The sequence below is a fragment of the Bacillus methanolicus MGA3 genome (assembly GCF_000724485.1).
Lineage (GTDB): Bacteria > Bacillota > Bacilli > Bacillales > Cytobacillaceae > Bacillus_Z > Bacillus_Z methanolicus_A.
In genome coordinates, this window is sequence record NZ_CP007739.1 from 2,238,322 (window position 1) to 2,265,039 (window position 26,718).

At 39.7% G+C, this 26,718-nt stretch carries 21 protein-coding genes; 1 reads left to right on the plus strand and 20 read right to left on the minus strand.

Features of this window, described 5'->3' with window-relative positions; translation table 11 throughout:
• Positions 1–183: 183 nt before the first annotated feature.
• The 13 genes from BMMGA3_RS10850 to BMMGA3_RS10910 all read right to left on the minus strand — a co-directional run bounded on the left by BMMGA3_RS10850 (position 184) and on the right by BMMGA3_RS10910 (position 17,659).
• Positions 184–621, minus strand: coding sequence for a BrxA/BrxB family bacilliredoxin (locus BMMGA3_RS10850; RefSeq protein ID WP_004435517.1), 438 nt, complete (start codon positions 619–621; stop codon positions 184–186).
• A 336-nt stretch (positions 622–957) separates the two neighbouring features.
• Complete coding sequence (locus BMMGA3_RS10855; RefSeq protein ID WP_004435519.1) at positions 958–1,500, minus strand: HXXEE domain-containing protein; 543 nt, start codon at positions 1,498–1,500, stop codon at positions 958–960.
• Positions 1,501–1,637: 137 nt separating this feature from the next.
• Entirely contained in the window at positions 1,638–2,765 is a 1,128-nt protein-coding gene (gene meaB / locus BMMGA3_RS10860) for a methylmalonyl Co-A mutase-associated GTPase MeaB (RefSeq protein ID WP_004435522.1), read from the minus strand.
• Positions 2,765–4,960 carry a methylmalonyl-CoA mutase gene (gene scpA / locus BMMGA3_RS10865; protein WP_004435525.1) on the minus strand — a complete coding sequence of 732 codons (2,196 nt, stop codon included), beginning with the start codon at positions 4,958–4,960 and terminating at the stop codon, positions 2,765–2,767. Before scpA ends, meaB begins: the two co-directional genes overlap by 1 nt.
• Entirely contained in the window at positions 4,950–6,830 is a 1,881-nt protein-coding gene (locus BMMGA3_RS10870; protein ID WP_004435527.1) for a methylmalonyl-CoA mutase subunit beta, read from the minus strand. Before BMMGA3_RS10870 ends, scpA begins: the two co-directional genes overlap by 11 nt.
• Positions 6,831–7,226: 396 nt before the next feature.
• Complete coding sequence (locus BMMGA3_RS10875; RefSeq protein ID WP_412151044.1) at positions 7,227–8,513, minus strand: dihydrolipoamide acetyltransferase family protein; 1,287 nt, start codon at positions 8,511–8,513, stop codon at positions 7,227–7,229.
• 61 nt (positions 8,514–8,574) lie between these two features.
• Positions 8,575–9,558, minus strand: coding sequence for an alpha-ketoacid dehydrogenase subunit beta (locus tag BMMGA3_RS10880; protein ID WP_004435533.1), 984 nt, complete (start codon positions 9,556–9,558; stop codon positions 8,575–8,577).
• A 12-nt stretch (positions 9,559–9,570) separates the two neighbouring features.
• Positions 9,571–10,566 (minus strand): thiamine pyrophosphate-dependent dehydrogenase E1 component subunit alpha, encoded by a 996-nt coding sequence (locus BMMGA3_RS10885; protein ID WP_004435535.1) that lies wholly within the window; start codon positions 10,564–10,566, stop codon positions 9,571–9,573.
• An 81-nt stretch (positions 10,567–10,647) separates the two neighbouring features.
• Positions 10,648–12,069 carry a dihydrolipoyl dehydrogenase gene (gene lpdA / locus BMMGA3_RS10890; protein WP_004435538.1) on the minus strand — a complete coding sequence of 474 codons (1,422 nt, stop codon included), beginning with the start codon at positions 12,067–12,069 and terminating at the stop codon, positions 10,648–10,650.
• A 14-nt stretch (positions 12,070–12,083) separates the two neighbouring features.
• Entirely contained in the window at positions 12,084–13,193 is a 1,110-nt protein-coding gene (gene buk, locus BMMGA3_RS10895; RefSeq protein ID WP_004435539.1) for a butyrate kinase, read from the minus strand.
• A gap of 230 nt (positions 13,194–13,423) precedes the next feature.
• Positions 13,424–14,518, minus strand: a complete 1,095-nt coding sequence (gene bcd, locus BMMGA3_RS10900; protein ID WP_004435542.1) for a branched-chain amino acid dehydrogenase — start codon at positions 14,516–14,518, stop codon at positions 13,424–13,426.
• A 31-nt stretch (positions 14,519–14,549) separates the two neighbouring features.
• Positions 14,550–15,452, minus strand: coding sequence for a phosphate butyryltransferase (gene yqiS, locus BMMGA3_RS10905; RefSeq protein WP_004435544.1), 903 nt, complete (start codon positions 15,450–15,452; stop codon positions 14,550–14,552).
• 134 nt (positions 15,453–15,586) lie between these two features.
• Positions 15,587–17,659 carry a sigma-54 interaction domain-containing protein gene (locus tag BMMGA3_RS10910; RefSeq protein ID WP_004435546.1) on the minus strand — a complete coding sequence of 691 codons (2,073 nt, stop codon included), beginning with the start codon at positions 17,657–17,659 and terminating at the stop codon, positions 15,587–15,589.
• Positions 17,660–17,818: 159 nt separating this feature from the next.
• Between BMMGA3_RS10910 and BMMGA3_RS10915 the strand changes: the two genes are divergently transcribed.
• A complete protein-coding gene (locus tag BMMGA3_RS10915; RefSeq protein WP_004435547.1) occupies positions 17,819–18,088 on the plus strand; it encodes a DUF2627 domain-containing protein in 270 nt (89 codons plus the stop codon).
• 58 nt (positions 18,089–18,146) lie between these two features.
• Here BMMGA3_RS10915 and BMMGA3_RS10920 read toward each other — a convergent pair whose 3' ends face one another.
• From BMMGA3_RS10920 to dxs, 7 genes are all read right to left on the minus strand, one after another.
• Entirely contained in the window at positions 18,147–18,878 is a 732-nt protein-coding gene (locus tag BMMGA3_RS10920; RefSeq protein ID WP_004435549.1) for a glycerophosphodiester phosphodiesterase, read from the minus strand.
• A 152-nt stretch (positions 18,879–19,030) separates the two neighbouring features.
• The gene (spo0A, locus tag BMMGA3_RS10925) at positions 19,031–19,822 is read right to left on the minus strand and encodes a sporulation transcription factor Spo0A (RefSeq protein WP_004435551.1); all 792 of its coding nucleotides are present in this window, start codon (positions 19,820–19,822) and stop codon (positions 19,031–19,033) included.
• A 287-nt stretch (positions 19,823–20,109) separates the two neighbouring features.
• A complete protein-coding gene (gene spoIVB, locus BMMGA3_RS10930) occupies positions 20,110–21,408 on the minus strand; it encodes a SpoIVB peptidase (protein ID WP_004435552.1) in 1,299 nt (432 codons plus the stop codon).
• Between the two features lie 115 nt (positions 21,409–21,523).
• Positions 21,524–23,215, minus strand: a complete 1,692-nt coding sequence (gene recN, locus BMMGA3_RS10935) for a DNA repair protein RecN (RefSeq protein WP_004435553.1) — start codon at positions 23,213–23,215, stop codon at positions 21,524–21,526.
• 16 nt (positions 23,216–23,231) lie between these two features.
• Complete coding sequence (gene ahrC / locus BMMGA3_RS10940) at positions 23,232–23,681, minus strand: transcriptional regulator AhrC/ArgR (protein ID WP_004435554.1); 450 nt, start codon at positions 23,679–23,681, stop codon at positions 23,232–23,234.
• 222 nt (positions 23,682–23,903) lie between these two features.
• Entirely contained in the window at positions 23,904–24,746 is an 843-nt protein-coding gene (locus tag BMMGA3_RS10945) for a TlyA family RNA methyltransferase (RefSeq protein WP_004435555.1), read from the minus strand.
• 3 nt (positions 24,747–24,749) lie between these two features.
• Positions 24,750–26,645 (minus strand): 1-deoxy-D-xylulose-5-phosphate synthase, encoded by a 1,896-nt coding sequence (dxs, locus tag BMMGA3_RS10950; RefSeq protein ID WP_004435556.1) that lies wholly within the window; start codon positions 26,643–26,645, stop codon positions 24,750–24,752.
• Positions 26,646–26,718: the final 73 nt, after the last annotated feature.

Genomic DNA, 26,718 nt, shown 5'->3' on the forward strand with positions numbered 1-26,718 from the left:
TTAATATATATTCACTAAAATGCATTTTAACACAATCGAATATTTATGCAATACAGTTTCTAAATATAAAATTAAAGTTCTTTTATTTTTATTATTTTGAAAAATTTTTTCATAAAAACGGGAATGAATTTTAAACTTCCAACCCCAACAAAAAAGCCCCGGATAACCGGAGCTTAAGAAATACTAAACTTCTTCACAATATTCATCAAATGCTTGCTGCAACTTCATAACAACTGCCATCGGTTCATGGCCTTCAATTTCATGGCGCTCAATCATTGTACAAAGCTTCCCGTCTTTTAGTAAGGCAAATGAAGGAGAGGATGGCGGATATCCTGTAAAATAGCTTCTCGCCCTCTCAGTTGCTTCTTTGTCCTGACCGGCAAAAACTGTAACTAAATGGTCTGGCCGTTTATCATAGTGCAAAGCATGCCGAGCTGCAGGGCGGGCAATTCCACCGGCACAGCCGCAAACGGAATTGACCATCACTAAGGTAGTTCCTTTCTTAGCAAATGCTGCATCAACTTCCTCAGGTGTTTTTAATTCTGTATAGCCAGCTTCTACAATTTCCTGGCGAGCCTGGCGAACGACATCATTCATAAATAGATTAAAATCGATGTTCATACGATCGCTCCTTTTGAAAAATAATCATTTGAGTTAACTACATCATACCATTTTTTCCATTCAGACAAAGAAATTTGCTTGAAAAAAGTTTAGCTAAGCGAACAAAAGGGAAATGAAAAATAAAGCCAGATCCATACCCCAAAACTCCCTAGTTTTTTGAGGCTGTCTCAAAAGCCAGAGGGTCAGACCCCATAACACAATATATAGGACATAATGTTGCATAAATGTGCTATATATTGATAAACGAACATGGGGTCAGACCCTTATGAGACAGCCTCGTTATTTTTGCGAATACTTTTAAAGTAAAGACGACTTAATTTCAGTATTTTGGATCATTTAATTCCTTGTCACTCGATTTCGTCCACTGACTAAAAAGAAAAGCAGAAAAGGAACAACTAAACACACTCCAAGGCAGCTCCAAAGAATATCTTCACCACTAATAACTTGTTCCATTAGCAGCCGGTAGTAAGCATAAAGTGAGTAAGGCAACACCAAAAGGATTGAAGTTATCACTCCCGGAGTGTATTTTTTTAGAATAAAAGCTTGCCCAATATGTGTGAATGCATGTGCAAAAAAGATAGCTAAAAATACTAAAAATATATAGTAAAAAGAGAAAATTACAGCAATAATGGCTGCGGCTGTAATGCTAAGATAAACCCAAAATACATCTTGTGCAAATTGAAGTGTTGTCATTTTAAAACTACTATAAAAATATTTTCGAATTGATTGAGGTAAAGCTGCCAACACCTGCTCTTTATTCTCTTTGGTCCATTTCTCCACGGTAAGAATTTCTTCAAAGTCATGAAACATAAACAAAATAGGAAACAGCCAGAAAACACTAATTATATGAATCTTAGCATTTAACCATTCTAATATCACTTAAATCACCGCTTTTCTGATGATTTTTCCACATCCACAAAAAATGATATAAAATTCTGAATTTATTTTCAACAGTCTACAAATTATCTTTATTAAATTGTGCAGAAAAAAAAGAGCTGCAAAACGCAGCTCTAACTCTATTTATGTTCTGATTTATTAAAGATTTGAAATAATTCTTCCACAGCAGCGGTCACGGTTCGATCCCCGGAAATCACTTCATTTTCAATTTTAGGGAGCTGTTTTTTTATTTCGGGGTGGCGAAAGAAACTGTCATGCAACTGGTCTGAGATCATCGAATAAATCCATTCCTTCGTTTGCTTTCTGCGCCTGTCCTCAAAAACGCCGGATTGTTTCGTTTGTTTTTCGAATTTCTCGATTGCCGCCCATATTTCGTCAATACCTGAGCTGTAAAGTGCAGAACAAGTGTATGCTTTTGTTTCCCATCCTTTCGTGGCAGGCTGAAGAAAATGCAAAATGCGGTTATATTCTTCTTTTGTTTTTTCCGCTTCTAACTTATTTGGTCCATCTGCTTTATTAACAATTACTGCATCTGCAAGTTCCATAATGCCCTTTTTCATTCCTTGAAGTTCATCTCCAGCACCTGTTAGCACTAAAAGCATAAAGAAATCAACCATATCTCTGACAATGACTTCACTCTGTCCGACACCGACTGTCTCGACAAGAATCACATCAAATCCGGCAGCTTCGCATAAGAGCATTGTTTCTCTTGTTTTTCGATGGACGCCACCGAGCTTGCCGCCAGAAGGAGAAGGACGGATAAAAGCACGCGGATTTCTCGCCAGTTTTTCCATTCTAGTTTTATCACCGAGAATGCTTCCCCCGGTTATGCTTGAACTTGGATCGACTGCAAGTACAGCAACACGGTATCCTTGATCACAAAGAAAGGTTCCAAATGCTTCGATAAACGTACTTTTTCCTGCTCCGGGAACTCCCGTAATTCCGATGCGAATCGATTTTCCAGTATAGGGAAGAAGATTTTGAAGAAGCTTCTGCGCTTGTAAAAAATGCCGTTCAGCATTGCTTTCAATTAACGTAATTGCTCGGGCAAGCAGACCTCTATTTCCTTCAAGCACTCCTTTTGTTAACTCTTCAACAGTTGGTCCAAAGGAACCCTTTTTTTTGAAACGACCGCTTTTCTGAAAAACAACCGCTTCCGCCTCCGTTTCAACACCTTTGCGAACCGTAGTAGAAAATATGTCCGGGCGTTCGGAATCGGACCATTCAGGCTTCATATCTTTGCTCATTAATTTGGCACTTCCTCATAACCGAGCCGTTCATATATGGCTTTTATTACTTTTTGGGCAGCAACAGGTATGACCGTCCCCGGCCCGAAAATAGCAGCTGCTCCATGATCGTAAAGATATTGATAGTCTTGTGCAGGAATGACTCCTCCTACAACAACAAGAATATCTTCTCTACCGAGCTTTTTCAGTTCAGCAACCAATTGCGGAAGGAGTGTCTTATGACCCGCAGCTAAAGAACTGATCCCGACTACGTGAACATCATTTTCAACTGCCTGCAAAGCAGTTTCTTCAGGTGTTTGAAATAATGGTCCGATGTCAACATCAAATCCGAGATCCGCAAACGCAGTGGAAATAACTTTCGCACCTCTGTCATGTCCGTCTTGACCCATCTTTGCAATTAAAATTCTCGGTCTTCTTCCTTCGTTTTCTAAAAATTCATCAGTCATCTTTTTAACTTCTGCTATTTCTTCCTCATTTGAAAAGTTAGCACTATAAATTCCGCTGACAGAACGAATCACAGCCTTATGCCGCTTCGCTACTTTTTCAATCGCATAGGAGATCTCCCCTAAAGTAGCTCTTGCTCTCGCTGCCTGAACGGAAAGTTCTAACAAATTACCCTTTCCGGACCTCGCTGCTTCCGTAATCGCCTGCAGTGCTTCTTGCACTTTCTGTTCATCACGGCTTGCCTTCAGCTGATTCAGCTTCTCAATTTGCTTTAAACGCACTGCTGTGTTATCAATATCCAATATCTCAATTGGCTCCTCTTTTTCAAGACGGTAACGGTTGACGCCAATGATTGTTTCTTTCCTTGAATCAATTTGAGCTTGTCGTCTTGCAGCAGCTTCCTCAATTCGCATTTTTGGCAGCCCTGTTTCAATTGCTTTCGCCATTCCGCCTAGATTTTCGATTTCCTCAATATGTTCCCACGCCCGTTCGATCAGCTTATTTGTTAAAGCTTCAACATAATAAGATCCACCCCATGGATCAATGACGTTCGTAATTCCTGTTTCTTCCTGTAAATACAGCTGGGTATTGCGGGCAATCCTCGCCGAAAAATCAGTAGGCAGAGCAATTGCTTCATCAAGGGCATTCGTATGAAGAGACTGTGTATGACCCATTGCTGCAGCATGAGCCTCAATCAACGTTCTGACTACATTATTGAAAGGATCCTGTTCTGTAAGACTCCAGCCTGAAGTTTGCGAGTGCGTTCTAAGAGCCATCGATTTCGGGTTTTTCGGATTAAATGATTTTATCATTTTGGCCCAAATATGGCGGGCAGCCCTCATTTTCGCTACTTCCATAAAATAATTCATCCCAATTGCCCAGAAGAATGACAGCCTCGGTGCAAATGAGTCAATTTCAATCCCTGCTTTTAATCCTGTTCTCACATATTCAAGACCGTCTGCAAGTGTATAAGCCAATTCGATATCGGCAGGTGCTCCCGCTTCCTGCATATGGTAGCCTGAAATACTGATACTGTTAAATTTTGGCATATAGTTGGAAGTATATTCAAAGATATCAGCAATAATCCTCATCGACATTTCCGGCGGATATATATAAGTATTGCGGACCATATATTCCTTTAAAATATCGTTTTGAATCGTCCCGGAAAGTTTCTCCTGACTTACCCCCTGCTCTTCAGCCGTCACAATATAAAAAGCCATAATCGGCAGAACTGCACCGTTCATTGTCATTGATACAGACATTTGATCAAGCGGAATCCCATCAAACAGCGTCTTCATGTCCAGAATGGAATCGATGGCAACTCCTGCTTTTCCGACATCTCCAACTACACGGGGATGGTCTGAATCATAGCCGCGGTGAGTTGCCAAATCAAAAGCTACGGACAGCCCTTTTTGCCCCATTGCCAGATTGCGCCGGTAAAAAGCGTTGCTTTCTTCAGCAGTTGAAAAGCCTGCATACTGGCGGACAGTCCAAGGCCTGTTTACATACATAGTAGGATATGGACCGCGTGTAAATGGAGGCAGTCCCGGTTTGTCATCTAAATGCTTAAGCCCGTTTCGATCTGCTTTCGTATACAATGGTTTAATTTTTATTTGCTCATTTGTTTCAAAAAGCAAATCTTCGATTGATCGCCCGATTTCCTCTTCCGCTATTATTTTCCAATCTTGCTCTGTAGGTTTTGATTGATTTTCAAACAGGGAAATTTTTTTAAAATCAGGTTTATTCTTCATGCATTTTCGCCTCCATTTCCTCTAAAAGGGCAGAAACGACTTTGTAACAATTGCTTTTTACATGGATAAACTCGTCGATTCCGCTGGAAAGCCAATCTTTCTCCTCGCCTGCATTCGGCAGACCTGCTAAGAAAAGCTTGATGGATGGGAAAAGTTTCTTGATTTCACGCACAAAATCCATTCCTATTTCCGCATACTGTTCGTTGCTGCCGCATAAACAATAGTGTTGAAAACCTGTTTCCCTGATAAATGAAAAAGCTTGTTCTTTTTCTGTGATTTCTCCGCTCTGTATTCCTTCAATTCCTCCTGGGGCGATAAATCCTGTGATAAAATCTGCCCGTGCTTTGTGCTGTTTTAACTCTCCCAGACAGATCAATCCAACTGCTAGCTTTCTTCCCAATTTATCTGCTAATTGCTCTGAACGGCGGCGGAGTTTTTCAAATGGCTCTGATAAACGGATTTGCGGGATTGACTCCACCATTTCTTTTTTATCTGATTCGGATATATTCGCAGGCGCTTCAGTCAACTGCAATGGCTTGTCATTAAGGTTAGCATAAATATTTGTACCGATTATGCTTTGTTTTCTTGTATTAACATCCATTTGCCTTTTTTCACGGATTTCACTTATTTGCTTTTGAAGCCATCCAGTTTTCATTACTTCAAAAATTCCGCCGAGATCATCGATTTGCAAAAAAAGTTCCCAAGATTTTTTTGCAAGTTCATTTGTTAAATGCTCGATATACCATGAACCTCCCGCCGGATCAACCGTTTTATTCAGATGGGCTTCTTCTTTTAAAATCAACTGTGTATTTCGTGCAATTCGGTCAGAAAAAGACGTAAAATTATTTTCCGGTTCGTTATACGGGCTTACATGCAAGTATTGGATGCCTCCGAGCACAGCTGCAAATGCTTCATTTCCGCTGCGAAGCAAATTCACGTACGGATCATATGCCGTTTTCGTTACCTTTGAAGTTTCGGCTGCGATAATCATTTTTCTGTTTTCCGGCTGTGCCTCATATGCCTCTGTTATTTTGTTCCAGAGTATCCTTGCCGCGCGTATTTTCGCAATTTCCATAAAGAAATTAGCCCCGATGGAAAATTTAAATACGATCTTCGATAAAATTTTTTCCAATGGAAGTTCCCGGTCAAGCAATTCCTGGATGTGGAAAACAGCGACAGAAAGACCGGCAGCTAGTTCTTGAACAGCATTAGCTCCTCCATTATGATATGGAGTCGCATCGACGAGAATTGTTTTTAAATGAGGCATATATTGATCTGCTTTTTTAATGACCTCTGCCCATTCGTCGTAAAGCTCACTCAACTTTATTGGCAAAGATCCCTGTTCTGCAAAAATCGCAATCGGATCCATCCCTGTAAAACCTGTAATTGTTTCACCTGGATCTCCAGCTAAATCGAGAAGAGTCTCTATAAAATCAAATTGAAATAATTTAGCATTCACACTGAAAGGATATTTATCATAGATAGTACCGATGATTTCCTTAAGGCAACCAATCGTATCCGCATTGACCTCAAAGGAAATGGATGTCTGTCCTTTTTCCAATGCCGACAAAAGACTTGCTTTCAATTCATCGATTTTTTTGTATTTAATCGTCTGTGCAACGTGCCAATCATTTTCATAGTATCCAAGAGGATAGATCCCTCTTCTATAATCCGGGAAGCCTGGAAATTGTGATATTTCACAATCGACCTCATCCTCTGCAGAATAAAGCGGTTTCAATTTTATGTTTTCATATGTGTATCTTGTAAGTGAATCTAGCGATTTTCCTTTTAAACTTTTTTCGGCTGCCTCTTTCCATTCATCTGTTGAGACAGCCGGAAATTGTTCATTTTTCATTTCGTTAATGGTCATATTACGCTGCCATAAACCAGCAGCATTCCCTCCCTTCTGTTATAGATGAGGCCATTAAACAGTAGTAAAATTCAAAATTATTTATGTACATTTATTATTTTAGTATATATAATTGAAAGTCGCAATGACCACTAAATTCGTTAAATGATTGAGGGACTGGTTCCCAACAATGTGATTCGAAATAATGAAATTGACTTTTATTTTGGAAAAGAGGATAGCTCAAACCTCCATGGAATATCAGCCGCCACAATCGAATCTTCTAAATAAGACTCCGTATAAAAATCAAAGGATCAGGCCCCTCCCATTTAACATTTAGATAAAAGCTAATTAAAATCATTCTATATATAAGCATTGTGGAGGGAGCCTGACCCTTATGAGTCAGCCTCTTCTTATGGCTTAATAAACTGAAGTATTTTCTTTGGATATATTTTCAAGGATTTCTTTTACACGCTGCAGGAATTTTCCGCAAATCAAACCGTCAAGCACTCGGTGATCAAGGGACAAGCACAGGTTTACCATATCACGAACAGCGATCATTCCATTATTCATAACAACCGGTCGCTTTACGATGGATTCAACTTGAAGTAGTGCTGCCTGAGGATAATTAATAATTCCCATAGACTGGACTGAACCAAACGAACCTGTATTGTTGACAGTAAATGTTCCGCCTTGCATATCTTCTGCTTTCAGTTTGCCGGCCCTAGCCTTTGTTGCAAGTTCCGAGATTTCGCGGGCAATCCCCTTGATCGTTTTCTCATCGGCATGTTTAATAACCGGCACATACAATGCGTCGTCTTTCGCAACTGCGATTGAAATATTAATATCTTTCTTTTGAATGATTTTATCCCCTGCCCACATCGAGTTAATTTGTGGGAACTCTTTAAGAGCCTGGGCAACAGCTTTCACGAAGAAGGAAAAGTAAGTTAAATTAAAGCCTTCTTTCTTTTTAAATTCTTCTTTAATGGAGTCGCGGTACACAACAAGGTTTGTTACATCGACTTCGATCATTGTCCAGGCATGCGGAACTTCATGTTTGCTGCGGACCATATTGGCTGCAATCGCTTTGCGAACGCCTGTAACTGGAATTTCAATATCACCGGGAACTGTCGGAATGTTAGATGCAGGTGTTGCTTCTTTATCTGCAGGTTGTTTTGAAAGCGGATGTTCAGAAGTATTTTGTTGTTTAACCTGAGCAGAATCAGCTTGAACAGCTGCCGGTTTTTCACCTAGGCTTGGAATATTTCCAGATTCAATTAATTTTTTCAGATCCTTACGGGTAATCCTACCGCCCGCACCAGTTCCTTTAACTTTGGAAAGATCAATGCCGTGTTCTTGAGAAAGCTTAAGTACAGCAGGTGAATAGCGGACTTTATTTTCATGTTCAGCAGTGATATGTGCTGCTTGCTGCGTTTCTTCTTCATCTTTCCCTTCATTTTTTTCCTGATTTTCATCTGTATTTCCGCCTTCTACTTCAATCGTACAAATTATTTCGCTTACTGCTAATGTATCTCCCTCTGCAGCATTCAGCTCTTTTATTGTTCCTGTAAAAGATGATGGAACTTCTGCAGTTACTTTATCAGTCATTACTTCCGCAAGCGGGTCGTATTTGTTTACTTTATCTCCAACAGAAACTAACCATTTACTAACTGTTCCTTCTGTTACACTTTCTCCAAGCTGAGGCATTTTTATTTGTTTTATAGTCAATGGTTAAACCTCCTTCTTGTGCTGCATTTCCGTACTCTTTTTAAAATTCTGCAAGTTCGCGCATTGCTTTTTCAACTTTGTCAGGATTTATCATAAAGAATTTTTCCATTGTCGGTGCATATGGCATCGCCGGTACATCTGGACCTGCAAGTCGTTTAATTGGCGCGTCAAGATCAAATAAGCAGTTTTCTGCAATAATCGCGGAAACTTCACTTATAATGCTTCCTTCTTTGTTATCTTCTGTAACTAGAAGAACCTTTCCTGTTTTTGAAGCTGCCTCAATAATGGCTTCTTTATCTAGAGGATAAACGGTTCTTAAATCTAGAATGTGAGCGGAAATGCCTTCTTTCGCCAACCTTTCTGCAGCCTGAAGCGCAAAATGAACACATAAACCGTACGTAATCACAGTAATGTCTTCCCCTTCCCGTTTTACATCAGCTTTGCCGATAGGAAGCACATAATCATCTTCAGGCACTTCGCCTTTAATCAGACGGTATGCGCGTTTATGTTCAAAGAATAATACCGGATCATCATCACGAATTGCTGCCTTTAATAAACCTTTCACATCATACGGTGTGGAAGGCATAACAATTTTCAAGCCAGGCTGGTTTGCAAATATTGCTTCGACTGATTGTGAATGATAAAGAGCACCGTGAACACCGCCGCCATAAGGAGCACGAATGACAATTGGACAGTTCCAGTCGTTGTTTGAACGATAGCGTATTCTAGCAGCCTCAGAAATTATTTGATTAACAGCAGGCATAATAAAATCTGCAAATTGCATTTCAGCAATTGGCCTCATACCGTACATAGCGGCTCCAATTCCGACACCAGCGATTGCCGATTCTGCAAGCGGCGTATCAATTACCCGTTCTTCACCAAATTTTTCATAGAGTCCTTGAGTTGCCTTAAAAACTCCTCCTTTTCTCCCAACGTCTTCACCTAAAATAAAAACTCGAGGATCTCTTTCCATCTCTTCACGAATGGCCATTGTTACTGCATCAATATAAGAAATTACCGCCATGTTCGTTCCCCCTTACTTCTCAGCATAAACATGTTTCAACGCGTGTTCCGGTTCTGCATACGGCGCATTTTCAGCATAGTCTGTCGCTTCATTTACTATTTTCATAACACGGTCATTAATTTCTTTTTCTAAAACATCGTCCATTACTCCGACTTCTTTTAAATAAGCTCCAAAAGTAATAATCGGATCCTTTGTTTTTGCTGCAGCCAACTCATCAGGAGCACGATAACTTCGGTCGTCATCATCTGATGAATGAGGGGTTAAGCGATAGGTAATTGCCTCAATTAATGTTGGTCCCTCACCGCGGCGTCCGCGGTCTGCCGCTTCTTTTACGATCCTATAAACTTCAAGAGGATCGTTTCCATCCACTGTATAGCCGGGCATTCCATAACCGATTGCACGGTCGGAAACCTTCTCGCAAGCTACTTGTTTTTCATATGGAACTGAAATAGCATATTTGTTGTTTTCACACATGAAAATAACAGGCAATTTATGAACTCCCGCAAAGTTTGCACCTTCATGGAAATCTCCTTGGTTGGATGATCCTTCACCAAAGGTTACTAATGCTACGAGATCTTTCCCATCCATTCGGCCTGCCAAAGCGATTCCGACAGCATGTGGTACTTGTGTTGTAACCGGAGAAGAACCTGTCACTATACGATTTTTCTTTTTGCTGAAATGTCCGGGCATTTGGCGGCCTCCTGAATTAGGATCTTCAGCTTTTGCAAATCCGGAAAGCATTAATTCTCTTGCCGTCATACCAAAAGTTAACACTATTCCCATATCACGGTAATAAGGCAATACGTAGTCTTTTTCTCGATCAAGAGCAAACGCTGCACCAACTTGAGCTGCCTCTTGACCCTGGCAAGAAATGACGAAAGGAATTTTTCCGGCACGGTTTAAAAGCCACATGCGCTCATCAATACGGCGCGCCATAAGCATAGTTTCATACATTTCCAACACATTTTCATCGCTTAAACCTAAAGCTTTATGCCGATTTTCAGCCATTTCACTTAACCTCCTAAATCAATATGCGGGGTCTCGCCCTTATCACTTTAACGCATTAACGCACGAAGGGGGTCTGGCCCTTTACAAATGGATTGCTTTTCCATCTACTGCGAGTGCGGCTTCTCCGATTGCTTCTGATAATGTTGGATGCGGGTGAATGGTATGGGCAACTTCCCAAGGGGTCGCATCTAGGACACGCGCTAATCCTGCTTCAGAAATCATATCGGTTACATGTGGGCCGATCATATGGACTCCAAGAATATCATCTGTTTCCTCGTTTGCAACAATTTTAACAAAGCCGTCTGATTCTCCGAGTACAAGAGCCTTTCCAATAGCACGAAATGAGAATTTACCCACTTTTATTTTGTATCCTTTTTCTTTCGCTTCATCTTCAGTTAAACCGATGCTTGCTGCTTCCGGATTACTATATATGCATTTTGATACATGACTGTAATCAATAGGAGATGGATTTTGTCCGGCAATATGCTCAACAGCTACAATTCCTTCATGGGATGCTACATGGGCAAGCTGCAAGCCGCCGATGCAATCTCCAATTGCATAAATATGAGATTCTTTCGTTTGAAAGTATTCATTTACTGCAATATAGCCTTTTTCAATTTGAATATCTGTATTTTCAAGGCCAATCCCTTCAATATTTGCCTGGCGCCCAACTGAAACTAGAATTTTTTCCGCTTTAAATTCTTTTGCCTCGCCTTTTATTTCTGCGGAAATGATTACCCCGTCACCCTTTTGAAGAGTTTCAGGAAGAACTTTGGCACTTGTTACAGTATTAACGCCTTTCTTTTTCATCAACCGCTGCATTTCTTTAGAAATCTCTTTATCTTCAGTTGGAATAATCCGATCAGCATACTCTATCACCGTTACGTCAACACCGAAATCTGAAAGCATGGATGCCCACTCTATGCCAATGACACCTCCGCCTACAATAATGATTGATTTCGGGAGAGATTCCATGGCTAAAGCTTCATCAGAAGTCATAACAAACTCATTGTCAGGTTCTAATCCTGGAAGGGTTCGTGGCCGCGATCCAGTTGCAATGATCACATTTTTTGGAATAAGCATTTCATTTTCTTCCCCGCTGTTCATCTCAACGGAAATTGTACCTGGCATCGGTGAAAAAATGGACGGTCCTAAAATTCGGCCGGTGCCTTCGTAAACATCGATTTTCCCCTGCTTCATTAAATGCTGTACACCCTTATGAAGCTGATCAACAATTTTATTTTTCCGCTCCTGTACTTTGCCAAAGTTTAAGCTGACTTCATGCGCCATGACTCCAAATTCTTCTCCGCGTTTTGCAGTCGCAAATACCTCTGCACTTCTAAGAAGCGCTTTACTAGGAATACATCCTTTATGCAGGCAGGTTCCTCCAAGTTTTCCTTTCTCAATGACGGCTGTTTTTAAGCCAAGCTGAGAGGCGCGAATTGCTGCCACATAACCCCCGGTACCACCGCCAAGGATCACCAAATCATATTCTTGAGCCACTTATTGTTCCTCCTCTATATTACGATCTCTGCATGTTTCGCTTTCCCAAAATATTCCTTTACTTCTTCTTCTTCACGCAATACCCTCAAAGCACCTTCTGCCAATGCTTGCAGTTCATTTTCACCCGGATAGACAATCACGTCCGCGATCCAATTGATCCGTTCGATGATTGCCTTTACAAATTCTTTTCCGTATGCAAGACCGCCTGTTAAAACAATTGCATCTACTTTACCAGCTAAAACCGCACTTGCAGCGCCAATTTCCTTTGCAACTTGGTATGCCATTGCAAAATAAATGAGCTCTGCTTTTTTGTCGCCTTGTTCAATCATTTTTTCCACTTCTATTGCGTCCTTTGTACCAAGATATGCAACAAGGCCGCCCTGTCCGACAAGATTTTTCATAATTTCTTCCCTGTCATAGTCACCGGAGAAACAAAGGCTGACTAAATCTCCTGCAGGCACGGTGCCTGCCCGCTCAGGACTGAATGGGCCATCGCCGTCAAGACCATTATTAACATCAATCACTCTTCCCTTTTTATGGGCACCAACAGTAATTCCGCCTCCCATATGAGCAACAATCAGATTGAGTTCTTCATATTTCTTTCCGAATTCTTTAGCAACTCTTCGTGCTACCGATTTTTGGTTAAGCGCATGGAAAATACTTTTTCTTTCAATGAGTGAAAATCCGGAAATACGGGCAATCGGATCAAGTTCGTCTACGACAACCGGGTCTACAATAAAAGCTGGAATGTTTAAGCCTGACGCAATCTCGTAAGCAAGAATTCCACCGAGATTGGAAGCATGCTGCCCCGCATAGCCTTCACGAAGATCAGAAAGCATTTGTTCATTTACAGCATATGTACCTCCCTCTATTGGTCTTAATAAACCGCCTCGACCGCATACGGCACTCAACTTTGAAATATTAATTCCTTCGTTATCAAGTGTTTCAAGAATTGTTTTCTTGCGAAATTCGTATTGAGAAATAATGTCCTCAAAAGAATTGATCATATCAGCATCATGTCGAATTATTTTTTCTAGAACGGATATCTCATTATCGAAAACTCCTATTTTCGTTGATGTAGAACCAGGATTGATCGCGAGTATCCGATATTTTTTTTCTTGCAACGTCGTAACCTCCATCTAATAAGAACAACCACTGTATCATTACTAAAATATATCTCAAAATCCTTTTCCCGGTATCTTTTACAAATATGGAAAGGGGGCTGGCTCACAAGGGTCTGACTCCCTCCAACAATGAGAATATATAGAGTGGTTTTAATACTGGTTGTATATATTGTATTGGAGGGGTCTGGCCCTTTGTTTTTGAGTCAGCCCCTTTTCCAATAAAACAATTTTTAACGACGGCTTAAAATATTGTGGCCGTTTTGCAGGAATTGACTGCGTGAATTGCGTACTCTTTCAATCCGCTCTTCAGCCATGCGGTCTGCAGCCAGGTATGTTGGAATACCATCACGTTTTGCAATTTCAATGACTCTTTCAATATTGTTGTAGATCGATTCTACTTTTTTCATCGCACGGTCACGATTATAACCGTAAAGCTCATCGGCAACATTGATCACTCCGCCAGCGTTGATAACATAATCTGGTGCATAGATTATTCCCATTTCATGAATCATATCACCGTGGCGAGAATCTTTTAATTGATTGTTCGCTGCACCTGCAATAACTTTTGCTTTCATTTGAGGAATTGTTTCATCATTAATGACGCCGCCAAGTGCACATGGGGCATAAATATCACATTCAACTCCATAAATTTCATTTGGATCAACCGCTTTGGCGCCAAATTCTTCGGCTGCTCGCTGAACGGCTTCTTTATTGATATCAGTCACGATTAATTGAGCGCCTTCTTCATGAAGGTGGCGGCACAAGTTATATGCAACGTTTCCAACACCTTGAACAGCAATTACTTTTCCTTCCAATGAATCTGTTCCAAAAGCTTCTTTAGCTGCTGCTTTCATACCGCGGTAAACTCCGTATGCTGTAACAGGCGAAGGATTTCCTGAAGAACCAAATGCTGGTGAAATACCTGTTACATAATCAGTTTCTTCATGAATAAGGTCCATGTCTGCAACAGTAGTACCAACATCCTCAGCTGTGATATAACGGCCATTTAGCCCTTGGATATAACGGCCAAATGCCCGGAACATTTCTTCATTCTTATCTTTTCGCGGATCGCCGATAATAACAGTTTTTCCTCCGCCAAGATTCAAGCCAGCAGCTGCGTTTTTATATGTCATTCCTCGTGCTAAACGCAGCGCATCTTCAATTGCTTCTTCCTCTGAATTATAAGTCCACATGCGTGTTCCGCCTAGAGCCGGTCCAAGCGTTGTATCATGAATCGCAATAATTGCTTTTAAACCTGATTGTTTGTCCTGGCAAAAAATTAGTTGTTCATAATCATATTTCTCTAAATATTCGAATATTTTCATTGTAAATTTCCTCCACTGCGTTCGCGCATTTCTAATTTGCTGAGCATAGAGCCAATGCAAGTGAATATAGTTTGCTTTCAGCACTATCTGCTCTAGAAGTTAAAACAATTGGAGCCTTCGCACCTGCAATAATAGCACCGACTTTTGCATTTGCAAAATAAATTAATGATTTATAAAGTACATTTCCAACTTCGATTGTTGGAACTAATAGAATATCAGCCTGTCCTGCAACATCCCCGCCTATTCCTTTATGTTCAGCAGCAAGTTTTGAAATTGCATTGTCCAATGCGAGCGGTCCATCAATGATACAACCACTAATTTGTCCCCTCCGATTCATTTGGGTCAGCAAAGCAGCATCCAGCGTCGCTTGCATGTTGGGGTTTACTATTTCAATGGCAGCTAGAGGGGCTACTTTTGGCATCTCAATTCCTATCCCTTTAGCCACATTTACAGCATTTTTTATAATTTGAGCTTTTTGCTCCAGGTCTGGCGCGATATTCATGGCTGCATCTGTGACAATTGTATAGCGGTCATAACCCGGCACTTCAAAAACTGCTACATGCGAAAGCACATTTCCTGTTCGCAAACCAAATTCCTTGTTTAAAACTGCTCTTAAAATCGTTGCTGTAGGAATATTACCCTTCATTAACACATCTGCTTCATTTAGCTTCACTGCTTTTACAGCACGTTCAGCTGCAAGTTCATTCGTATTTGCATGAATAACTTTGATATTCCCATTTGTTTCCATTCTAGAATATTTTTCATGCATAAGTGTGAGGATTTTTTCTTTATCTCCAAACAACAAAAAGTCAGCTAAATTTTGCTCGAGTGCCATTGCGACAGCATCAATGACTTCTTCGTCTTCAGCAACAGCAACTGCTACCGTTTGATTCTCTGATTGGGTTGCTTTTTCGATAAGCGAATCCAGTTTCATTTATGTGCTATGACTCCTTTCACCTAGTTGCAGCACTCATTATATTATTTATGCAAGAAGCGTGCCAATTTTACGAAATGAAAACGCTTTATTTTACGTTTTTTATTCCTGCAATTTTTTTCTCACCATGAAATTTATTGCATGCTATTATTTTCAATACCATACTTCTCCAGTTTGTAATACAAGTTTCGAACGGAAATTCCGAGAGCTTTTGCAGCTTGTGTCTTATTGCCATTGAATTTAAAAAGCGCGTGCTTGATAATTTTTTCTTCATATTGTTCAAGCTGCTCGTTCAAAGTTCCCTCAAAAAGCTGCTGGTGTGCTGCTCTAGGCTTGCTTATTTCTTTAATTTGCTTATTTTTCAACTCTGGAAGGTGCAATAAATCAATTTCTGTTTCCGTATGGTGAAGAAAGATCATGGCTCTTCCCAGAACATTTTCAAGCTCCCTCACATTACCTGGCCAATCGTAAAGCATCAATTGTTCCATCGCGCGTTCGGAAATGCTTTCTACGTTGCGTCCATAATCCTGATTGATTTTTTGAATGAGCCGTTCGCATAAAAGCGGAATATCTTCTTTGCGTCTTCTGAGCGGAGGAATATGGATTGGCATCCGATTTAGCCGATAATATAAGTCTTCCCTAAAAGTTCCATTCGCAATGGCTTTTTCTAAATTGACATTCGTGGCAGCAATGACACGTACATTAATCGGGATTGATTTTGTCCCGCCGACACGAACGATTTCATTTTCCTGCAGGACTCTTAAGAGCTTGGCCTGTGTATTTGCACTCAACTCTCCAATTTCATCAAGAAAAATGCTGCCGTTGTTTGCTTCTTCAAAGAGACCTCTTTTTCCGCCGCGCTTTGCTCCGGAAAAAGCTCCTTCTTCATATCCGAATAACTCACTTTCTAGCAATGACTCTGATAAAGCAGCACAATTGACACGGATAAATTTATTATATTTTCGGTCACTTGCATTATGGATTGCATGAGCAAACAGTTCTTTTCCCGTACCAGACTCGCCTCTTAAAAGTACGGTAGCCGGTGTTTTTGCACCCAATTTTGCCTGTTCAATGGCTATTTTCATCTCCTCTGATTGCCCAATAATATCTTCAAACGAGTATTTTGCTTCTAACGTTCGGATGATTTGCCGGGCTCGGTTCAGCTCCCGGTTTAAGTTTTGAATTTCAGACATATCATGAATAACGCCAACACTTCCTTTAAGCTTTCCATTAACAATAATAGGCGCAACATTTACAACGACCTCTTTTTTCTTTGGGCCAACACGCATGTGGGCTCCGCGCACTGCTCTTCTTGTTTTCAGCACTTTCATATGCATGCTTTCCCCTTCGGAAATATCTGCAGTTGCCGGTTTTCCGATAACTTGCTCTTCCGTTAATCCTGTTATCCTTGTATAAGCAGGATTTATTAAGATTCCCCTTCCTTTTTCATCGACGACAGAGATGGCATCATCGCTTGAATGAATAATCGCTTGAAGCATCGTTTGAATTTCTTTTAGATTTGTTACTTCTTCTGCAAGATTGACGACTTCAGTAATATCCTTGAAAACTGAAAATGCCCCAATCAATTGATCATTTTCATCGATCATTGGTATTCGAGTCGTTATTATTTTCAGTCCATTTTCCAGCATCAGTTCCTGATTCGCTTCCACTCTTCTTGTTTCTAATACCCTCGGGAGTCGGCTTGTCGGAATTACTTCATAAATATGTTTTCCCATTGCTTCCGCTTGCGGAATTCCAATTATTTTTTCCGCACTTTTGTTAAATAAAATGATCTTGCATTGATTATCAATTCCCACCATTCCATCATCGGTTGAATTGAAAATTAAATCATGTTTATAATTTTCATTACGGAATTTTTCAATATATTCTTCTTTTTCTTCAAAAAGTTTTGCAATGAGAAAAGCAACACTTCCCGGTATAAGCACGGTATCCTTGCTTCTTGCATCCCTTAGAGCTGTAAATACTTCTTTATTTCCGGTAACATCAAAAATGACATCGATCTTATCTGAAAGGTAATAGCGCCAATCCGTCCCTGTTTTTATCCCTTCCCGTTTTGCAAGGAAGATTCCAGGTGCATGGGGATTTATATCTACTACCGCTTTCACATCGAGGATGGCCGTTTCTTTTAATATTTTTAAAATGGCAGTTCCGCCTTTACCGGCTCCAACGATCATCGCCGTTTGCATGTTAATTCACTCCATCTCTCTCATGAAATAATTTTCATATATGGGTAAGATTTCTGTGCAACATTTTTCAAATTCATTTTAAAGTTATTTATCTTCCTTGACAAATTTCAGAGATGATTTATCATTTTCGATAGTATACAAAGTGTGAAGGGATTAATTATGAGCAGAATAATTGCATTACTTATATTGCTGATTCCCGGCATTTTCGCCGCAATCGGGATAAAATTGATGAGAGATATGGTGTTTGGTATTTTACAGGCTCCCTTTCCGTTTCTCTGGATGCAATTCTTAGTCGGGCTGCTTCTTTTTCTGGCAGGTTTGGGGTTTGTAGCAGGTTTTATTTTGCACAGGGACAGGAAGAGAAATAAAGTACAGAAAAGATTCCAGAGGCAGCCTGGTTCTGACACAAAAAATAAAGGGGCTAACTGAAAGCAAGTGATCAGACCCCTTTTCTTTTGGAATTTTTAGCGCCAAGTGCCAATCTCAATCATTTGAGCGGTTTAATTTGCTGTCGTATTTTTAATGCCTTTTCTGGTTCATCTGTAATTAGTGCCGAACATCTAATAGAGAGCAGCCACTTCAAGTCAGCTTCCTTATTTACTGTATATGGCCTTACCTGAATGCCACTTTCAATACTAACGCGAATCATTTCATCTGTCACTGTATTCAATTTCGGATGGATTCCTTTCGCCCGAATCGACTTAGCATAAACCCATGGCATATATAACCTTTGAGAATAAAGAGGAGCTATTTCAATTTCCGGAGCAATGCGGTAGCTGTAAACAATGCTGTAATGATTAAATGAGGATATAATTATTCGATTGGAAAGATTATATTTTCTTACCATTTCAATTACTTTCTCTTCCATTCCTTCATAAGGAATAAGATTGTTTTTTAGCTCAATATTGCAAATAAGCCGGTTCATCGACAGCCATTCGAAGAATTCTTCAAGCGAAGGAATGGGTTCCTTTTTGGATGTCGTATGAAAACCAGCATCGAGTTTTCTTAACTCCTTATATGTTAATTCCTTTACATAACCTTGGCCGTTTGTTACTCTGTCAACCTTCTCATCATGAATAATGACAACCTCTCCATCTTTTGTCAGCTGGACATCAATTTCCAAAGCATCTGCTCCCGCTTTTTCCGCTTCAATGAATGCCTTCATTGTATTTTCAGGAAATTTTGCAGAATAGCCGCGATGCGCAAAAATCATTGTCACTGTTCCCCACTCCTTCTAAAATATGGTCCGATTTTCGCACCTTTTATTTTTCCATTGAAAAAGAGGCTGACCCATTAAGTACTTCGCTCTTAGTTTTGGGTCAGCCTCCAAGGCAAAAAAAGCAACAAATGCAAATGATGAAACTATTCCTTTCAAGATGCTCTATGTTCAAGCCTTAATTTGTCAGCTACCATCGCAATGAATTCAGAGTTCGTAGGTTTTGCTTTAGACATGCTTACTGTATAGCCGAAGAGAGATGAAATGGAATCAATATTGCCACGGCTCCACGCTACTTCGATCGCATGACGGATTGCTCTTTCAACACGGCTTGCTGTTGTATTGTATTTTTTAGCGATATCCGGATAAAGCACTTTTGTAATTGAGCCGAGAAGTTCAATATCATTAAAAACCATGGAGATGGCTTCCCGCAAATATAAATATCCCTTAATGTGCGCAGGAACGCCAATTTCGTGTATGATGCTTGTGATACTTGCTTCCAAGTTTTTTGGTTTTTGTTCAGTTTGCGGGCGAAGGCTTGGTGCAGAAGATTTGCGGATTAGTGTGTTTGAATTTCCATTCACTTGGCGAATGTGGTTTGCGAGATTTTCCATATCAAACGGTTTTAATATGAAATAAGATGCTCCAAGATCAACTGCTTTTTTCGTTACATCTTCCTGTCCAAAGGCAGTCAGCATGATTACATTTGGAAGCGGATTCTTTTTCAATGTGCGAAGTCTTTCAAGCACAGCCAGCCCGTCTAAATGAGGCATGATAATATCTAAAACAAGTACATCAGGATCAACTTCTTCAAGCAAATCCAAACATTCCTGTCCGTTATGTGCCACACCGACTACTTCCATATCATCCTGCGAAGATATATATTCTTCAAGCAAACCTACAAGTTCTCTATTGTCATCCACGACACAGACTTTTATTTTTCTCAATTTTTGTTTCCTCCCCGATCCATTAATGGTCTCTTTTTCTATCTTATCTTGTTTTTTATTCTAAATGACAAATTCGACAACGCAACAAAAATTCCTCTAGTTTTTTTATTTTTTCTGAAAAAAGGTCCTAAAACTTATCTTTTCTTTAAATTTCTTTTATTTTCGACGTATTTCGCTATTTGACATTTTTTTATTTTTACTTTTGTCGAAAAATCTTTATTTACATTTTACCACATCATTAACTAACAAAAATAGGCGGAATTCCGCCTATTTTTGCATTTACACGTTTATGACACTTTTTCTCGAGGTTGTTCATATATATTGATTCCTGCTTCATTTAACATCCATTCTATATGAACTCCATAACCGGAAGTCGGATCATTTACAAAGACATGAGTAACTGCTCCCACAAGTTTGCCGTTTTGAATAATCGGGCTTCCGCTCATTCCTTGAACAATTCCTCCCGTTTTTTGAAGAAGTTTTGGATCTGTTACTTTTATGACCATCCCTTTTGTTGCCGGAAATTTTTGCGGAATTGTACTAACGATTTCAATATCGAAGAGGGAAACTTCATCCTCATTAACAACCGTTAAAATTTGCGCAGGCCCCTCTTTCACTTGATGTGATAAGGCGATTGGAAGAGGCTTATCCATTACACCATTTTTTAATTCTCGATTTAATTTTCCAAAAATCCCAAACGGACTGTTTCTGTTAATATTTCCGATAATTTCACGGTCAGTTGAAAACCTTGCCAGCTTTTCTCCTGGATTTCCGTTACTCCCTTTTTCAATTGAAGTGACTGTCGAACGAACAATTTGTCCATCCTCTACAACAATTGGTTTTTTTGTATCCATATCAGAAATGACATGACCTAATGCACCATATTTTTTTGAATTTGGATCATAAAAAGTCATTGTCCCGATCCCTGCAGCTGAATCACGGATATAAAGTCCCAGCTTATAAATATGTTCTTTTTTATCTTTCATGGGCTGCAGCTTTGTTTTCATTTTTTCATTTTCTCGATTAATAACAATATCTAAAGGCTTTCCTTCATTGCCAGTTTTTTGGACAATCGGCGCAACGTCTTCCATTTTTTTAATTCGTTTGCCATTAATTTCTGTAATAATATCCCCGACTTTAATGCCTGCGATTTCACCAGGGGAAACTTTTCCTTTCTCTGTATCAATCTGATGGTGTCCTACCACTAAAACCCCAACAGTATTAAGTTTAATACCGATTGATTGTCCTCCAGGTATTACTTTAAAATCCTTTAATACATCTACATCGACCTTTTTAATGGGTAAACCGGCAAGTTCTAAAATCATTTCGTTTTTCCCATAACTTTTTGCCTGAAGAGAAACCGAATGCCGGTTTTGTTTAAGTGCAATACTTTTATTATCAGCAGACAAACCAGCTGAAACATTAACAGCCTTATGGAGACTGAATTGCTGCCCCTCAAAAAGAGTTATTTTTTGCGGTATATTTACATATTCTTGAATCGGCTTTGAAAAACCGATGGCTACTAATGAAACAAGGAGAATTCCACCAATTATTTTTTTAAGCAATTCATATTTCAATACGTTCACTCTCCTCGCTTCTAGTTCACACACATCTAAATGGCTACATCATTAATTTTGCCTGCTTACAACTCATTTATAACTACCTGGAACATAAAAAAGCTACCCGGTAATGGATAGCTTTTCAAGTTGCTGTTTTTATTTGGTTGGCAAGCAGTAATAATTCCTCTGCATGTTTTTTCGTTAAATCCGTAATTTCAACACCAGATATCATTCTGCCGATTTCTTTTATTTTTTCAACATCAGATAAAGGAGTGACCGAAGTGATCGTTCTTCCGGCCTTTGTTACTTTCGAAATGAACAAATGAGTATCGGCCATTGCGGCTACTTGCGGCAGATGGGAAATGCAAAGCACTTGAGAGCCAATAGAAACTTTGTATATTTTTTCAGCTATTGCTTGGGCAACTCTTCCGCTGACACCTGTATCCACTTCGTCAAAAATGATCGATGTAACACCCTGGTGTTTCGAGAATATGCTCTTTAACGCCAGCATAATTCTCGAAAGCTCTCCCCCTGACGCGACTTTTGACAATGGCTTTAGCGGTTCTCCGGGGTTTGTGGAAATATAAAATTCCGCTTTATCGATTCCATTTTTCGTAAAATTATTTTCATCTGATTCAATTTTTACTTCAAATACTGTTTTGGCCATGTACAGATCTTTTAATTCCTGATGGATCAGTTTCGTCAATTTTTTTGCATATTTCTTTCTCAGTTCTGTTAAATTCTTTGCTTCAATCAATAAATCTTTTTTTAAAGAAGCAAGTTCTTTTTCCAATTGCCCGATATGTGTTTCTTTGTTTTGCAGTGTTTCAACTTCTTCTTCAATTGTTGCTGCATATTCAAGTATTTCTTCGATTGTTTTTCCGTATTTCCGTTTTAACGCATTGATTTCATTGAGCCTGTCTTCAATTTCATTTAAACGCTGAGGATCAAATTCAAGCAAATCAAGTTCATTTCTAAGTGTATGGGAAACATCTTCAAGCGCATAATAACTGTTGGAAACTGTTTCAAATAGGTCCTTGTAAGCAGGATTCAATTCAGCAGCATCTTCAAGATTGCTCATCACTAGGCCGAGCCAATCCAAACCTTTTTGTTCTCCTTGAAGTGCTGAATAGCCTAATTGCAGTGCTTCATATATTCGTTCAAAATTGCTGAGTTTTCGTTTTTCTTCGTAAAGCTCTTCATCTTCATTCAGTTTGAGTTGGGCAGACTGAATTTCCTCTAACTGAAATTGAATTAAGTCAAGACGGTGAGCCATTTGCTGTTCATTTTCATTCAGGCTTTTCAGTTTTTTCATTGTTTTCTCATAAGCCCGGTAAACTTCCTGATATTCCTCAACCGCTTTGGAAATTTCCTCTGCTCCAAATTGATCCAGCAAAGGCAAATGCATAGTTTCGTCCATTAATTCCTGATGTTCATGCTGGCCATGAATATCAACTAAGGTGCTTCCAACTTCCCGCAACACAGAAATCGTGACCAATTTCCCGTTTATTCGGCATACACTTTTTCCCTGCTTCGAAATGTCCCGTTTTAAAACGATCATGCCTTCTTCAATTTCAATGCCGAATTCTCTTGCTTTTTCATAGCACGGATGGCTTTCATCATCCAACAAAAATAGACCTTCAATTTCTGCTTTATCTTCCCCGTGGCGGACAAATTCAGATGACCCTCTTCCGCCAATTAACAAATGAATGGCATCGATGATAATCGATTTACCTGCCCCCGTCTCTCCCGTTAAAACGGTTAAACCCTTTTCAAAAGAAATAGAAAGGGCGTCTATAATTGCAAAATTTCGAATGGATAGTTCGCTTAACAACAATCGTCACCTCGTATTAGAGCATTTCAAGAAATCGATTTGAAACGATTTCTGTATCTTCAGGTGTTCTGCAAATAATTAAAATCGTATCGTCACCGCAAATCGTTCCTAAAATATCTTCCCAATCAAGGTTGTCGATTAATGCTCCGATTGCCATAGCATTTCCCGGAAGAGTTTTCATAACAAGAAGATGTCCTGCTGAGTCAATTTTCACGAATGCATCCATTAAAGCCCTTTTTAATTTCTGCAATGGATTAAATCTTTGGTCAGCAGGCAGACTGTATTTATATCTTCCATCCATTAAAGGAACTTTTACTAAGTGAAGCTCTTTTATGTCCCGGGATACTGTTGCCTGGGTGACGTTAAAACCTGCCTTTTTCAATTGGTCTACTAGCTCATCTTGAGTCTCTATGTCATGATTTGCAATTATTTCTCTTATTTTTATATGGCGTTGTCCTTTAGTCATTTCAAAATCACCTCTAGTAAGGATCAAACATCGACAATTTTTGTATATAGTTACTATTATGTTAGCCGAATTCCTAACTCTTGTACATTTCTTTTATGCGTCCATTCTCGAAAAAATAGTAATCCTAAAGATTTCCTTTTTCATTATAGAACAAACGTTCCTAAATTTTCAACAGCAACAATTTTGCAAAAAAAGCTTTAAAAAAAGGAATAAGCGATGTGCTTATTCCTCGATTGTTTTTTTCAATTTTAATTCTTGATGTGCCTGTTGTACAACTTGGGCAGGAGCAACAGTTAAAAAGTTTTCACCGCGATCCTTGTCGCCTTCCCAATACAAATGAAGCAAAAATTCGATATTCCCATCTCCCCCCGTTATCGGGGAAAAAGAGAGATTTTTAACATGAAAACCAAGGCCGAGAGAAAAATCAATGATTTGCGTTAACACACTATCATGTACTTTTGGATCGCGAACAATTCCTTTCTTTCCTACTTGCTCTTTGCCGGCCTCAAACTGAGGCTTTACTAAGGCTACAACATCACTGTTTGGAACAAGAAGGGTCTTCAGCACAGGTAAAATCAGTTTCAATGAAATAAAAGACACATCAATTGTTGCAAAATCAGGCATTTCACCTTCTAGAGCTGCAGGGGTCACATACCGGAAGTTCGTGCGCTCCATCACGATTACCCGCTCATCTTGGCGGAGTTTCCAGGCAAGCTGGTTATAGCCGACATCTAATGCATAAGATAATTTAACCCCGTTTTGCAGTGCGCAATCGGTAAATCCTCCTGTAGAAGCACCAATATCGAGCATAACCTTCCCACGAACATCTATGTTAAATTCTTTTAATGCTTTTTCGAGCTTTAATCCTCCTCTGCTCACATAAGGAAGAACATTTCCCTTTACAACAAGAGGAATATCAGCACTTACTTTTTCACCTGGTTTTTCAAGGCGAGTTTCATTGCTGTAGACAAGACCGGCCATGATCGCTCTTTTCGCTTTTTCTCTTGTTTCAACAAGCCCTCTTTCAACTAATAATACGTCTAATCGTTCTTTTTTACTTTTCATTTTTCATTGAGCCCTTTTTTGTTTCTTTCTAACCATTGTTTGCAATCTTAAGACGAGATTTTCAGTTGTCAATCCAATTTCTTCTAGAAGCTTATTTACACTGCCATGTTCAATAAATCGATCAGGAATACCCATCCGGTCAATTTTTGCATCATGATATCCATGGTCATGGGCAAATTCAAGAACGGCGCTTCCGAATCCGCCCTGCAATACAGCTTCTTCAACCGTAATAATCGGAATGTTATCATTTAAAATGGCATGGAGCATTTCTTCATCAAGCGGTTTTATAAATCGAGCATTAACCACCCTTACGGAAATTCCTTTCTTTTCCATTAATACTGCAGCTTCCATTGCCATTGGAATCGTTGTCCCAAAAGTTAAAATAGCGGCATCATTGCCTTCTCGTAAAACTTCCCATGTTCCAATCGGAATCGTACGCAGTTTTTCATCCATTGGAACGCCGATCCCGTTCCCGCGCGGAAAACGCATAGCGATCGGGCCATCATCATATTTTAAAGCAGTATTCACCATATGCTGGCCTTCATTTTCATCCTTAGGCATCATAATTACAATATTCGGCAAATGCCTTAAGAATGCAATATCAAATACTCCTTGGTGTGTTTCACCATCCGCTCCGACCAACCCTGCCCGGTCAATGCCAATAAAGACATTTAAGTTCTGGCGGCATATATCATGAACAACCTGGTCATATGCTCTTTGCAAAAAGGTTGAATAAATCGCCAAAAATGGCTTCATATTTTCCACAGCCAAGCCTGCGGCAACCGTTGCCGCATGCTGCTCTGCAATCCCAACATCATACATACGGTCCGGAAATTCGCTGGCAAATCCTTCTAATTTAGAACCTACAGGCATAGCAGGAGTGATTGCGACAACCCGTTCATCATTCCGAGCTATTTTTCGGACGGTTTCACTAACCAGCTCGCTCCAGGCAGGCGGAGTATTAACAGGTTTTAAAAAGTCTCCTGTTTCAATTTTATAAGGACCTGTCCCATGCCATGTCCCGGATCTATCATTCTCAGCAGGACGGTAACCTTTTCCTTTTTTCGTGATGACGTGAAGCAAGACTGGTCCTTCCGTTTTCTTCGCATAGTTCAAGTTTTCAAATAAATCTTCAAAGCTGTGTCCGTCTACCGGTCCAAAATATGTAAAACCGAGTTCTTCAAAAAAGATTCCAGAAACAAGCAAATATTTTAAGCTGTCTTTTATTCTTTCTGCAGTGGAAGCAAGCTTGCCTCCAACGGCAGGAATTTTCTTTAATAGCATTTCCAGTTCATCTTTTACCCAATGGTATTTGCCCGCAGTTCGAAGTCTTCCTAAAACATTGTGTAAGGCCCCTACATTTGGAGCAATCGACATTTCATTATCATTCAAAATAACAATGATGTCTTTTTTTTCATGACCAATGTGGTTTAATGCTTCCAAAGCCATTCCGCCAGTCAATGCTCCATCGCCTATGACAGGAACGATATACGATTTTTCCTTTTTAAGATCTCTGGCAATAGCCATTCCCATAGCCGCTGACAGAGATGTTGAGCTATGTCCCGTTTCCCAGATGTCATGCACGCTTTCATTTCTTTTTGGAAATCCGCATAGTCCCTTATATTGCCTGAGGGTATCGAACTGACTGGCACGGCCGGTCAAAATTTTATGAACATATGATTGATGCCCGACGTCCCAGATAATTTTATCTTTTGGACTGTCAAAGCATTTATGCAAAGCAATAGTTAATTCTACTACTCCAAGATTTGGTCCAATATGGCCTCCGGTTACAGACAATTTTTCAATTAAAAATTGCCTGATTTCATGACTAAGCGCTTCCAATTCTTTATTTGAGAGCTCCTTTAAAAAGGAAGGGTCTTTAATTGACAATAGATCCATTCACGGATCACTCACTTTCATGTCTTATTATCACTGTCATTAGTCATTCTTGATTTCCTTAAGAAAAGCAAGG